Source organism: Winogradskyella aurantiaca (assembly GCF_003362725.1).
Lineage (GTDB): Bacteria > Bacteroidota > Bacteroidia > Flavobacteriales > Flavobacteriaceae > Winogradskyella_A > Winogradskyella_A aurantiaca.
Genome location: NZ_QKTV01000008.1, coordinates 1 through 13,580 on the forward strand (window position 1 = coordinate 1; position 13,580 = coordinate 13,580).

A 13,580-nucleotide genomic window follows, 5' to 3' on the forward strand; every position below is an offset into this window, starting at 1 on the left:
GTAATGGCGTTAAGTGTTCTAAAGAAGAACACCAACTTAACAGACGATCTTACTTCTACATCCTTAAAAAATAATCTACAAATACACATATATTAAAAAACCCCCACAACAGTGGGGGTTTTTGGTTGAATTAAGTGAAATACTAACTAACGTTTTATAAAAATATTGGTGTAGTACCATTTACCGTTCTCGTTCTGTTCGGCTGATATATCAAAATCTGTAAAGTTACCTTCAATAGTGGCCCTATGAGAAGGACTATTAAGCCATGCATTTACTAATGATTGAGGGGAACTAAACCCATAGGCTACGTTTTCTGAAACACTTACAGCCTCTGCATTAACTTCAAGACTTTCTTTTCGTTGGTAAAAATTATCATGCGATATATCATCCGCTTCAATCATGTAATCTGTATGTGTAAAAGCGACTGCCTTGACAACAGAGTGATCTAATAAAGGATTAAGCCCTATACTAATGCGGTGTTGATTAATCAATTCCAACACTTCAATTTCAATGACTTTAACATTAGGAGGATTGTTAAGATCTTTAGCCGCGATAGTCTCCTCCAAAGAATTATCCGTAGAACAGGAGGAGAAGCCCATCATAGCTACAAATGCCAAAATAGGCAATGCAGATAAGCGTTTCATAGTAGGTTAAGTTTATTTTGGGACTACTAATTTACCTACTGAATTATATCAAAGTGTTAACTAAATGTTAATTTCGATTAAAAGCATGCATTTCGTCGATTTTTTATACTTTTAATCGTTAAAAATGATGGCTTATAGTGACAAACAAGCATTTTATCGATTATTATAGCGCTTAAACGATCAAGGGGACAAGCGCTCTTTTTTCCAATTATAGTCGTCTTGTAGCTTATAACGAATCCGATCATGCAATCTATTGGGTCTACCTTGCCAAAACTCAATTTCAATAGGTCTAACCAAGAAACCACCCCAATTGTCTGGACGTTTTATCTCTTTGTTTGCGTACTCCTTTTCGAGGTCTAGCAGTTTTTGTTCAAGATAAGCTCTATCTGGAATCACAGAGCTTTGATCGGAGGCTATGGCCCCTAATTGACTTCCTTGAGGTCGGGATTCAAAATACCCATCACTCAAGTTTTGAGGTAATTTTTCAGCTTTTCCTTTTATAATAATCTGACGTTCTGCCTCAGCCCAAAAGAATGACAGACACAAGTTTGGATTGTGTTCTATGGCTTTGCCCTTCTCACTCTCATAATTAGTATAGAATACAAATCCTTCGTAATTATAACGCTTTAGAAGTACTACTCGAGATTTTGGAAAACCATCTAACCCAAGCGTTGACACTGTCATGGCATTGATCTCCCCTGTGTTGTAGTGTTCTTCAACTTCAAGAAACCAATCCCTAAACAACTCCAAAGGGTTTTCAGGGGTATTAGATTGTCTTAGTTCACCCTTCTCGTAGCTTTGCCTGTAATCACTTAAGTCCTTTTCCATATTCAAAAATAAGGCTTAAGCAAAAGAAATGGAATTAAAATTCAATCACTTTGCCATCATCAGCTAGCTCTACATTCTCAAATACCTCTTGAGCTTCCTGTCTAAAAACCTCAATATCATCATAGCGTGTGGAATAATGGCCTAAGATTAAGATTCCCACCTTGGCCAAACTGGCAATAGCAGCTGCCTGCTTGGCCGTACTATGTTTAGTTATTACGCAGAGTGCTGCGTTCTTTTCTAAAAATGTGGACTCGTGATAAAGTGCAGTCACTCCGCTTATCAATGGCACAATAGCCTCTTTATAAGCTGTATCACTACAAAATGCGTATGACTTCGTAGGTTTTGGTGGATTGGTCACCTTGGCATTGCGAACCAAGTTACCATCTTCATTAACTACGTCCGCACCTTGTTTGAGTTTGCGGTAATAGGATTGATGGATGTCAGCATTAAGCACTGCATTCATATCTAATTGTCGTTCCCCTGGTTTTTCTTTAAATAGAAAACCATTGCAGTATACGCGATGATCTAGAGGGATTGTAGATACCTTAACCGACTCATCTTCAAAAACAACCTCAGACGTTTTTGATTCTAACTCGTGAAAAAATAATGGGAAATTAGTCCACGAATCAGACAATTTTAATTGTAGAGTAATAACCTCCTTTAATCCTTTTGGCCCATAAACATGCAACTCGGTTTCTCTTGTTAAGAGTCTAAACGTACTTATAAGTCCTATTAATCCAAAATAATGATCGCCATGAAGATGCGATATGAAAATATGCTTAATCCGATTAAACTTGATCTTATGACGTCTAAGTTGTACCTGGGTACCCTCACCACAATCAATTAAAAAAACATGATTTTTAACCTCAAGAACCTGAGATGTTGGGTTGGTATTTTTTCTCGGTACAGCACTATAACAGCCAAGAATATTAAGCTTCATTTGGGGTTGTTAAAAAATTATAATCCAAGGTCTCTTTCTATAGATTCCATTTTAATTATATCTAGAGCTTCCTGATAGGTTGGTACAACAATTAACGCTTCTGGTAGTAAATCAAGATCACAGTTAGCGATAAACACAAAGGACTTGCCTTCACTTCTATGTGAATCTGAAATATCCTGAAACTTTATGATGATATCAGTAGTTTCTGTACTCTGATTAGAAAGATCCAATACCAAATGATGATCTTTTGCGTCTGTGTAAGCGGAATTGAAGTCTTCGATTATGGACCCAGGAGAACTATTATCTGGTACCAAAAGTGCAATATCTTCCTTTATTTCAACATTCATTCCTAAGGCTTAATTTTTGAAGCTAATAAATAGATGACCGCCATACGAACAGCCACTCCATTTTCAACTTGATTTAGAATAATCGATTGGTCCGAATCAGCAACTTCACTTGTGATTTCAACACCACGATTGATAGGCCCAGGGTGCATAACTACAATTTCCTTAGACAACGAATCCATAATGTCCTTTGTCAGTCCAAACTGCTGCGCATATTCTCTGGTGGAAGGAAAATAACTAATATCCATCCGTTCGTTCTGAACTCTCAACATATTAGCAACATCACACCATTCTAATGCTTTTTTCAGATTGGTTTCCACCTTTACACCTAAATCCGCAATGTATTTTGGCAACAATGTTTTTGGACCACAAACCATAACATTGGCACCCTGCAACTGTAAGGCAAAAATGTTAGATAATGCCACTCGACTATGTAGAATATCGCCAACAATCACCACATTTTTTCCTTTTACAGATCCTAGTCGTTCTCTAATAGAATAAGAATCTAATAGGGCTTGTGTTGGATGCTCATGGGCCCCATCACCAGCATTTACTATACTGGCATCTATATGCTTAGATAAAAATATCCCTGCCCCTGGATTTGGGTGTCTCATAACTACCATATCTACCTTCATGGATAGAATGTTATTCACAGTATCAATTAAGGTCTCCCCTTTTTTAACCGAAGACTGTGAGGCTGAGAAATTAATGACATCAGCTGATAAGCGCTTTTCGGCTAATTCAAATGAGAGTTTAGTTCTGGTAGAATTCTCAAAAAACAAGTTCGCTATAGTTATGTCTCTTAAGGAAGGAACTTTTTTTATAGGCCGATTGATGACCTCCTTAAATTGATCAGCAGTTTCAAATATCAAATCAATATCCGAAGGTTGTAAGTACTTAATTCCAAGTAAGTGGTTAACACTTAACGAACTCATATTAGATCTTTATTATCATTAAGGAGCACCCTTCATTACTCAGAAACGAGCAACACAGAGTCCTTCCCATCATTTTCTTCCCAATTCACAACAACACGCTCTTCATTGATAGCATCTACCTGACGTCCTCTATAATTTGGCTGAATAGGTAAATGGCGACTAAATCTCCTATCAATCAATGTCAGCAACTCGATATGGCGCGGTCTTCCAAATGATTGAATTGCGGTTAAAGCCGACCGTATACTGCGACCTGTATATAATACGTCATCTACAAAGACCACATTCTTATCCTCAACTATAAAATTAATTTCCGTTGTATTAGCAGAGAGTGGTTTATCCCCTCTTCTAAAGTCATCTCTAAAAAATGTGATATCTAAAAGCCCAAGTTTTAATGACTTTATATTATAGTCTTCTTTAAGCATTCTGGCCAAACGATGAGCCAAATAAGTCCCTCTTGGTTGTAAACCAATCAATACAGTATCAGAAAAATCGTTGTGATTTTCAATAAGTTGGCAAGCTAGTCGATGAAGAGTGATATTTACTTCTTTAGAATTGAGTAAAATTTTTTGACTCATATGGCTTCCAATCCTATTGCTCGGCAAATTTAACCAAATATTGGAATATCTAACTATTTATGATTACATAAAAAAAGACCTTCTAAAATTAGAAGGTCTTCAATTGATATTTAGAAATAAGAATTACTTCTTACCGTCCATTTTATCTTTAAGAGCCTGAAGTGCATCATTAGCATCACCTAAAGTTGGTTTCGCCTCTGCTGCTGCAGCCTCTGCTTTCTTAGCAGCAGCCTTAACAATCTTAGCTTCTTCTGCTTTAAATACAGCCGTATGAGATGCTACTACACGTTTGAACTCTTTATTAAACTCAATGATCTTAAATTCTGCTTCCTCACCTTTTTTAAGTTTAGAACCATCCTCTTTTTCCATATGACGGTTAGGGATGAATGCAGTAATATCTTCATTAAATTTAACTGTTGCTCCTTTATCTACAACCTCTTCGATAGCACCATTGTGAACGGTGTTGATTGCAAAGTCCTTAGCATATTTATCCCAAGGGTTATCAGTAATCTGCTTGTGACCTAAGCTTAACTTACGTCCTTCAACATCTAATTCAAGTACAACAACGTCAAGCTTATCACCAACAGTACAGAACTCACTTGGATGTTTGATTTTCTTAGTCCAGGATAGATCAGAAATATAAATTAATCCATCAATCCCCTCTTCTAATTCAACAAATACACCAAAATTGGTAAAGTTTCTAATAATTCCTGAGTGCTTAGAACCTACAGGGTATTTTGTAGTAATATCAGTCCAAGGATCTGGAGTCAATTGCTTAATTCCAAGAGACATCTTACGCTCTTCGCGATCTAGTGTTAAGATCACTGCATCTATCTCATCTCCTACGGTAACAAAATCCTGAGCAGATCTTAAATGCGTTGACCAAGACATCTCACTAACATGAACAAGACCTTCAACACCTTCAGCAACCTCAACAAAAGCACCGTAATCAGCAATTACAACAACTTTCCCTTTCACCTTATCACCAACTTTTACCTCTTCACCAAGCGCTTCCCATGGGTGCTTACTCAATTGCTTAAGACCTAATTGGATTCTCGATTTATCTTCGTCAAAGTCTAAGATTACAACGTTCAATTTCTGATCTAACTCAACAATCTCATTTGGATGGTTGATTCTAGACCAAGAAAGATCTGTAATGTGGATTAATCCATCTACACCACCTAAGTCAATAAAGACTCCATAAGAAGTAATGTTCTTAACAACACCTTCTAATACTTGACCTTTTTCTAATTGACCTATAATTTCTTTCTTTTGCTCCTCGATATCTGCTTCGATAAGCGCTTTATGAGATACTACAATGTTCTTGAACTCATGGTTGATTTTAACCACTTTGAATTCCATTGTTTTATTGACATACTGATCGTAATCTCTAATTGGTTTTACGTCAATTTGAGAACCTGGTAAGAATGCTTCAATTCCAAAAACATCTACAATCATACCTCCTTTAGTTCTACACTTAACAAAACCATTAACGATTTCGCCAGTGTCATGAGCTGCATTCACGCGATCCCATGCTTTAATAACTCTAGCCTTTCTGTGAGATAAGACTAACTGACCTGTAATATCTTCTCTAACATCAATAAGTACCTCTACTTTATCACCAACCTTTAAGTTAGGATTGTAACGGAACTCATTTAAAGAAATAACACCTTCAGATTTTGCATTGATATCGATAATTGCATCTCTATCTGTAATAGCTATCACAGTACCTTCAACTACCTCATCATCTAAGGTGTCAACAAAATTTTCAGAGACTAACTTCTCAAATTCAGCTAGTTTAGAATCTGCCACTTGCTCAATTCCTTCTTCGTAATTGTGCCAATCAAATTCTTTTAAAAATTTCTCTGGGTTAGTCTGTGCCTCTGAAACGTGCACTTCTACTTTTGGAGTTTCAACAGCTTCAACAGTAGTTGTTTCTGCCGCTTTTTCTTTTTTATTTTCAGCCATTGCTGATAAAATTTGTATCCTGTGCTAATTGCAGAGCTCTCAACGATCATCAACACAGAAGCATGTTATTTTTTAACTAATATTCCTTTTCGCTCTACTACTCGTAAAAAGGTCTGCAAAAATACAATATAAAATCCTTATTAACAAATAATTCACTCCTCTCGAAAAGCCCCTTTTTTGCACACAGATTTTAGGTTAAAAAAAGGCTTAACACTTTCATTTTTATATATTTGATATTACTATTAATCTCAACAATCAACCAGCATGGTTAAATCTAAGTATCAAGAGGTATTAAACCTTGGCGAAGCCTTAAATATTCAAGACGGTGACGTGACTGAAGACAACGGAATTTTGAAAATAAAGGGAACTGCAAAAACCCAATACGAAAAAAACCTGCTTTGGGATAAGATCAAGAGTATAGGAGGTGAAAACCCTAAAGATATTCTAGCTGACATTCGAGTAGCAGACACCACTGTCTATCATAGACATGTCGTAAAATCAGGTGAAACTTTAGGTAAAATTGCTTTACATTATTATGGGGATGCTATGAAATATAAGAGCATTTTTAAGGTTAATTCTGATATTCTCGAGAGTCCTGATCTAATTCATCCTGGGCAAGAGTTGATTATTCCTAATCTTTAAAGGCCAGTTCACACAACCTATTACTCAGTAAGTTTTGAGCTAATAATATCTAACATCGCTCGAAGCTGGTCTTTAATACTTATATCTGAGTTGTCAAACTCAACTGCATCCTCCGCTTTTATTAATGGAGAGTCTTTTCTGGTTGAATCTAATTCGTCGCGATTAATGACATTTTCATATACTTCATCATAACTGATGCTATCACCACGATCTTGAAGTTCCTTAAACCGTCTCTCAGCTCTAACTTCCGGACTGGCCGTCATAAAAAACTTAAAGTCTGCATCAGGAAAAACTACCGTCCCTATATCCCTACCGTCCATAACAACACCTCCTTGGTCACCTAGCATTTTCTGCTGCTCAACTAATTTCCGTCTAACCTCTGGAACCGCCGCCACTAGACTTACTAATTGTGAAACTTCAAGATTTCGAATTAAACCCTCTACATTTTCACCATTTAAGTAAACATCACCTTTTTGAAGCTCCTTATTATATTCAAACCGTATTTCTAGTTCACTTAAGGAATTGATCAACCCTTCACGATCAAATCTGTTACTAGAGATCAAGCCCTGCCGCATAGCATGTAAAGTAACCGCTCTGTACATAGCTCCAGAATCCACATATACATAAGACAGCTCCTTGGCCAAAAGTTTAGCAATTGTACTTTTACCTGTTGAAGAAAAACCGTCTATAGCAATTGTTAGCATATTCATTTATTGCAAATCTATTTGAAGGCCAAAAAAATTATTGTTTGTAGCTGATGAGTATCTGGCGTGTGTATAATTGAATCTAATTCGTCCCATTTTTATTCCAACACCAAAGGATAATCCCGCAAAGCTCCTACTGTCTTCTATGCGCAGTTCCTCACCACGCCTAAAACTGTAACCAACCCTTAAATTAAACCCTTTATCTGGAAAGAGCTCTGCACCAAGAATAGTATGTCTTAATACTTCATTAAAAAATCCCACACTCTCTTGTGTTTGATTACCATCCAAATCAGTAGTAGCTCTGGCAGGGTTAGAACTGGCAATTGGCCATTTCTGTAAATTTTCAAATGTCAAATGCCAACGTAATGGTACATTTTGCAACAACTGCGAGAGTCCCAAATTGACTTCAAATGGAAGTTGTTCTCTAGTACCGGCGTATGTTGTAATCTGAGTTCCAATATTCCTAACAGACAGAGCAGCATGAAAATCAATTTTTTCATTAATATACATAACACCTAAATCCACTGCGACTCCAATAGAATTATACTGTTCTAGAGCCGAAGTAATGACTTTAAAGGTACCACCTATATAGAAATCACTTCTAGGAATATCATAGTTGTAGGTACCCGATAAGGCAACCTCATTTCCGCTAAAGGTTCCTGTAAACAAGCCATTTAAGTCATACCCGTCAAAACTCCCGTAATTAATGTAAGTCACTCCAAAATGAAAGGTTTGAAGACGTCGATCCCAGGTATAGGCATATGCCGCTGTACCGTATCCTATACCTCCTAAATAGCTCGAGTAATTTACGGCCAATTGGTTGTGCATTCTGTAATTGAGAGATGCCGGATTATACAAAGCCTCTGTGACATCATGATCAAAATTGGTAATGATTTTCCCACCGAGGGCGGCTTGTCTGGGTGATGATACTAGATTTAAAAACTGATAAGTAGACTCACCACCTAATTGGGCCAATGCGCAACAAGAATACAGCAATAGTACTGAGGCAGTTAGTCTTCTCTTCATCAAGCACGCAAATTAATTAAATCTATATAAAAACGATAGTGCTCAATTTTTATTTTTTAAATGAAAATCCCCAAAGTTATTTCTTTGGGGATTCCGTTTATAAGGTCTTTGCATTCTTCACCTTTTGCTTGGTCAAAGCAATTTCCAGAACCTCAGTCATATCTTTTACAAAATGAAACTTCAGGCCTTTTAGATATTCGGGTTTAATTTCTTCAATATCTCTTCTATTGTCTTCACACAGAAGAATCTCTTTGATTCGTGCTCTTTTAGCAGCTAAAATTTTCTCCTTAATACCACCAACTGGCAATACTTTTCCACGTAAAGTTATCTCCCCAGTCATAGCGAGACTTCTTTTTACCTTACGCTGTGTAAATAGTGAAACCAGAGAAGTCAACATGGTGACTCCTGCGCTAGGACCATCTTTGGGGGTAGCCCCTTCAGGAACATGAATATGCACATTGTACTTACCAAATACCTCAGGGTTGATTCCTAGATTTTCAGCGTTGGACTTTATGAATTCCATTGCAATGGTGGCAGATTCTTTCATGACCGTTCCCAGATTACCTGTTATGGTTAAGGAACCCTTACCTTTAGAAAGAATAGATTCAATAAACAGAATATCGCCACCCACTCGTGTCCAGGCAAGACCTGTTACCACACCTGCAACATCGTTGTTTTCATACTTATCACGCTCGAGTCTCGGCGCTTTAAGCACCTCTAGAACAGTATCTTTAGTAACTTTTATATCATAATCCTCTTCCATTGCAATGTGCTTGGCGGCATACCTAACCATCTTAGCAATTTGCTTTTCAAGACCTCTTACTCCTGATTCACGGGTGTAGCCTTCAACAATTTTCTCTAATTGCGCTTTACCTATCTTGAGCGCCGATTGGTCCAGACCGTGCTCCTCTAATTGCTTCGGAAGTAAATGGCGCTTAGCGATTTCCACCTTTTCTTCGATGGTATACCCACTAACATTGATAATCTCCATACGATCCAGTAAAGCTGGTTGAATGGTATTTAAACTGTTGGAGGTCGCAATAAACATAACCTTAGAAAGGTCATACCCCATTTCCAGGAAGTTATCGTAAAATTCACTGTTTTGTTCTGGATCTAATACTTCTAGCATTGCCGATGAAGGATCCCCCTGATGTCCGCTAGATAATTTATCTATTTCATCAAGTACAAAAACCGGATTTGAAGTCCCTGCCTTTTTTAAGCTTTGAATAATTCTACCTGGCATAGCACCAATGTAAGTCTTTCTATGCCCTCTTATTTCAGCTTCGTCACGCAATCCTCCAAGGGAGATTCGAACATACTCTCTGCCTAACGCTTCAGCAATAGATTTTCCTAAAGAAGTTTTTCCAACACCTGGAGGGCCATACAAACAAAGAATTGGAGATTTCATATCATTTCTTAGCTTTAGAACTGCTAAATACTCAATGATACGTTTTTTAACGTCGTCCAATCCATAGTGGTCGCGATCGAGAATTTTCATGGCGCGTTTTAAATCAAATTGATCCTCGCTAAACTCATTCCATGGTAATTCTAAAAATAGATCCAAATAATTTCTTTGAATGGAATATTCGGCTACTTGAGGATTCATGCGTTGCATTTTTGCAATCTCCTTATCAAAATGTTCTTTCACAGACTCATCCCACTTCTTATCCTTAGCTCTAGTTCGCATTTCCTCTATCTCTTCACCATAGGACACCCCGCCACCTAATTCTTCCTGAATCATTTTCATTTGCTGCTGCAAGAAATATTCACGCTGCTGCTGATTCATATCACTCTGCACTTTTGACTGAATGTCATTCTTCAATTCAAGTTTCTGAAATTCGATATTCATAAACTTTAATGTGGAAAGTGCTCGATCCTGAAGGTGGCTAGTTTCAAGTAATTCTTGCTTTTCATTCACCTTAAGGTTCATATTAGACGATACAAAGTTGATAAGAAAAGAATTGCTCTCAATATTTTTAATCGCAAAACTAGCTTCAGACGGGATATTAGGACTCTGCTTAATTATCTCCAAAGACAAGTCTTTTATAGAGTCTATAATTGCTTTAAACTCGTCATTTCCACTATCAGGTTTTTGCTCCGGCAGATCAGATATTGTGGCATTTAAATACGGTTTTTGCGAAACGATCTCATTAATCTCAAAGCGTTTTTTCCCCTGAATGATAATTGTGGTATTGCCATCAGGCATTTTTAGCACCTTGAGAATTCGGGCTACAGTTCCCACCTTATAGATATCTTTTAGACCTGGATTCTCAACGGTCTCATCCTTTTGAGCAACCACTCCTATTACCTTACTCCCCTTGTTGGCATCATTAATAAGTTTAATAGAGGTATCCCTCCCAGCTGTAATTGGAATTACCACACCAGGAAATAACACCGTATTCCTAAGAGGAAGTATTGGTAATGATTCTGGTAACTCTTCGCTATTAATTAATTCCTCATCCTCAGGGGTCATTAACGGAATTAACTCTGAATTTTCATCAAAATCCTGCAGTGACAAACTGTCAAGGCTTAAAAAATTTGATTTTCCCATAGTATTTTATAAGGTCAATATGTCACATTGTACTTGTAACAGACCAATCTTTTGATTTATTTTCAATTTTAATCAACTGATATTCAAACTTTTAGTATTGAATCAAGTTCAGTTGCTGATACATAGAAGTCAATTCTTATGCCAATCCAGAATTATTTCTTGTATTTTTTTAGGTATAACTGTAACAATTCAATTGTCATTGTATCTATAGAATAAACCAATCACTTTTTTGTCACTAGCCAATCACCATATCAATCAATTAGTGGACATGTGCCGTAGTCAAAATCAGCAGGCACAAATGGAATTATATCGCAGATATTATAAAGCAATGTATAATACAAGTTTAAGAATAGTAAAAGACAGTTTCGAAGCAGAGGACATCATGCAAGATTCCTTCTTATCAGCTTTCACACAGCTAGATAAGCTTAGTGAGAACAGTAAATTTGGAGCTTGGTTAAAACGTATTGTTGTTAATAATAGTATTGGCCACTATCATAAAAAACAAAAAGAGAACACTACAGGCATTGAGGATATGCTCTATAAAATGGAAGATCAAAGTGCTGAGGAAGTTTTTGAACCTGCAAATATATCTGCTTCTGAGATTAAGGAAGCCATAAATGGACTTAAAGAAAGTTACGCTATTAGTTTAACGCTGCATTTGATTGAGGGTTATGATTATGAAGAGATCGCTCAAATAATGCAGATATCCAATGGCAATAGCAGAACCTTGATTTCACGAGCCAAAACTCAACTGAGAACGCGATTAACTTCGCTAAAAAACTCATGAATTATGAAAGATGATAATTTAAATACACTATTTAAAAATTTTAGAGAAGAATTCGATTCTGAAATGCCTCAGTTAGGCCATGAATTGCGTTTTGAAAAGAAACTCAAATCAATTCATCCTGATAAAGGATTAAACATAGGCCCAGTATTAAAATCATTCCTAGCGGTTGCCGCTGTTGCTATTATTGCTTTAGCCGTTTTTATCGGACAACCAAATAACTCTCAGGGTATGGAACTTGCTACTGTTTCTGAAGAATTTTCAAGAACACAGGATTTCTTTACAATTGCCATTAACGATGAGCTTAAGAAGATAGAAGCTGAACGCTCCCCTCTAACTGAAAACATTATATACGACGGCTTGAGACAGCTTAACAGATTAGAACTACAATATGATAAATTAAAACTGGATTTGGAAAACAGTCAGGAGGACAATCGTGTTATCTACGCTATGATCTCCAATTTCCAAAACAGGATCGATATACTAACCAATCTTTTAGAACAAATAGAGAACGTAAAACAATTAAACGCTGAACAAAATGATACTACAACTACAATTTAAATTGTTGGTGATGATGCTTTTGCCAGGACTTTTACTGGCAGAAAACCCAAGCGTGGACAAAACTCTTAAGACCACCCGAGAAAAGTCCATTCAAAAATCCTTTAATGTCAATTCAGACGCTACCCTTAAAGTTGATAACAGCTATGGGAATGTGGATATCGTCACCTGGGACAGAAACACCGTTGATTTTGATATTACTATCAAGGTAACTGGATCTAATGAAGATAAGGTCAATGATCGATTAAACGATATTGATGTTCAATTTTCAAACAGCAGCAGCATGGTATCGGCAGAAACGAAGTTTGGAAAAAAGAAAAATGGTTCCTGGTGGAATTGGGGCAAAAGCAACCTAAAAATTGAGGTTAATTATGTGGTAAAGATCCCAAAAACCAACAACATCAACATCAGAAATGATTATGGAGCTATTAACGTTGACGAACTAATGGGACGCGCGCAAATCAGTTGTGATTATGGTAAAATTACTACTAAAGAATTAATGGCCGATAACAATAGCCTATATTTTGATTACTCAAATGGGTGTTATTTTGAATACATAAAAAGTGGAAATATCAACGCCGATTATAGTAGTTATACAGTAGCTAAGGCCAACCAGCTTGATATCAATGCTGACTATACCAAATCAGCCATTGAAGCTGTGGAAGATGTAACCTATAACTGTGATTATGGTTCGTTAAAGGTTGATAACATCAATAACCTAGAAGGCAATGGTGATTACCTAACTCTGAGGCTTGGAAATGTGTACAAAAATGTTTCTATAAAAGCAGATTACGGATCCATTAAAATAGATAAAATGGCCGCTGGTGCCGGAAACATTGATATCCAAACAGATTATGCTGGAATGACCATAGGGCACGATGCCAATTACAATTTCAAGTTTGAAGTGGAGTTGGAATATGCGTCCATGAGAAATTCTGATGATTTTGAATTTGTAAAGAGTCGAATTGAATCTTCTGAAAAGTACTATTTAGGATATTATGGCGATCAAAATTCTCCTAACAAAGTATCTATCAAGTCTGAATACGGAAGTGTAAACTTTAAAAAACTATAAACCACCCCT

The 13,580-nt window shown here is 36.8% G+C and carries 14 protein-coding genes; 4 read left to right on the forward strand and 10 right to left on the reverse strand.

What is annotated here, in order from left to right:
- Nucleotides 1-146 precede the first annotated feature (146 nt).
- The 7 genes from DN064_RS12350 to rpsA all read right to left on the reverse strand — a co-directional run bounded on the left by DN064_RS12350 (nucleotide 147) and on the right by rpsA (nucleotide 6,234).
- Entirely contained in the window at nucleotides 147-644 is a 498-nt protein-coding gene (locus DN064_RS12350) for a CAP domain-containing protein (RefSeq protein ID WP_115462977.1), read from the reverse strand.
- A 180-nt stretch (nucleotides 645-824) separates the two neighbouring features.
- Nucleotides 825-1,472, reverse strand: a complete 648-nt coding sequence (pdxH, locus tag DN064_RS12355; protein ID WP_115462978.1) for a pyridoxamine 5'-phosphate oxidase — start codon at nucleotides 1,470-1,472, stop codon at nucleotides 825-827.
- A gap of 34 nt (nucleotides 1,473-1,506) precedes the next feature.
- A complete protein-coding gene (locus tag DN064_RS12360) occupies nucleotides 1,507-2,412 on the reverse strand; it encodes a ribonuclease Z (RefSeq protein WP_115462979.1) in 906 nt (301 codons plus the stop codon).
- Nucleotides 2,413-2,429: 17 nt separating this feature from the next.
- Entirely contained in the window at nucleotides 2,430-2,759 is a 330-nt protein-coding gene (locus DN064_RS12365) for a ribonuclease Z (protein WP_115462980.1), read from the reverse strand.
- Between the two features lie 2 nt (nucleotides 2,760-2,761).
- Nucleotides 2,762-3,691 (reverse strand): aspartate carbamoyltransferase catalytic subunit, encoded by a 930-nt coding sequence (locus DN064_RS12370; RefSeq protein WP_115462981.1) that lies wholly within the window; start codon nucleotides 3,689-3,691, stop codon nucleotides 2,762-2,764.
- Nucleotides 3,692-3,726: 35 nt separating this feature from the next.
- Nucleotides 3,727-4,266 (reverse strand): bifunctional pyr operon transcriptional regulator/uracil phosphoribosyltransferase PyrR, encoded by a 540-nt coding sequence (gene pyrR / locus DN064_RS12375; protein WP_115462982.1) that lies wholly within the window; start codon nucleotides 4,264-4,266, stop codon nucleotides 3,727-3,729.
- A 123-nt stretch (nucleotides 4,267-4,389) separates the two neighbouring features.
- On the reverse strand, nucleotides 4,390-6,234 hold the full coding sequence (rpsA, locus tag DN064_RS12380) for a 30S ribosomal protein S1 (RefSeq protein WP_115462983.1): 1,845 nt from the start codon (nucleotides 6,232-6,234) through the stop codon (nucleotides 4,390-4,392).
- 264 nt (nucleotides 6,235-6,498) lie between these two features.
- Here rpsA and DN064_RS12385 point away from each other — a divergent pair, with 264 nt between their 5' ends.
- A complete protein-coding gene (locus tag DN064_RS12385; RefSeq protein WP_115462984.1) occupies nucleotides 6,499-6,876 on the forward strand; it encodes a LysM peptidoglycan-binding domain-containing protein in 378 nt (125 codons plus the stop codon).
- Nucleotides 6,877-6,896: 20 nt separating this feature from the next.
- Here the strand turns inward: DN064_RS12385 and cmk are convergent, their stop codons facing one another.
- The 3 genes from cmk to lon all read right to left on the reverse strand — a co-directional run bounded on the left by cmk (nucleotide 6,897) and on the right by lon (nucleotide 11,157).
- Nucleotides 6,897-7,586, reverse strand: a complete 690-nt coding sequence (gene cmk, locus DN064_RS12390; protein ID WP_115462985.1) for a (d)CMP kinase — start codon at nucleotides 7,584-7,586, stop codon at nucleotides 6,897-6,899.
- On the reverse strand, nucleotides 7,587-8,606 hold the full coding sequence (porQ, locus tag DN064_RS12395; protein WP_115462986.1) for a type IX secretion system protein PorQ: 1,020 nt from the start codon (nucleotides 8,604-8,606) through the stop codon (nucleotides 7,587-7,589).
- 97 nt (nucleotides 8,607-8,703) lie between these two features.
- Complete coding sequence (gene lon / locus DN064_RS12400; protein WP_115462987.1) at nucleotides 8,704-11,157, reverse strand: endopeptidase La; 2,454 nt, start codon at nucleotides 11,155-11,157, stop codon at nucleotides 8,704-8,706.
- Between the two features lie 229 nt (nucleotides 11,158-11,386).
- On the opposite strand from lon, the gene DN064_RS12405 reads away from it, so the two are divergent.
- The 3 genes from DN064_RS12405 to DN064_RS12415 are packed head-to-tail and all read left to right on the forward strand — an operon-like array spanning nucleotide 11,387 to nucleotide 13,571.
- Nucleotides 11,387-11,944, forward strand: a complete 558-nt coding sequence (locus DN064_RS12405; protein WP_115462988.1) for an RNA polymerase sigma factor — start codon at nucleotides 11,387-11,389, stop codon at nucleotides 11,942-11,944.
- 3 nt (nucleotides 11,945-11,947) lie between these two features.
- The gene (locus tag DN064_RS12410; RefSeq protein ID WP_115462989.1) at nucleotides 11,948-12,502 is read left to right on the forward strand and encodes a hypothetical protein; all 555 of its coding nucleotides are present in this window, start codon (nucleotides 11,948-11,950) and stop codon (nucleotides 12,500-12,502) included.
- Nucleotides 12,480-13,571: a hypothetical protein gene (locus DN064_RS12415; RefSeq protein WP_115462990.1), complete on the forward strand. Its 1,092-nt coding sequence runs from the start codon at nucleotides 12,480-12,482 to the stop codon at nucleotides 13,569-13,571. The genes DN064_RS12410 and DN064_RS12415 overlap by 23 nt, the downstream gene beginning before the upstream one ends.
- Nucleotides 13,572-13,580: the final 9 nt, after the last annotated feature.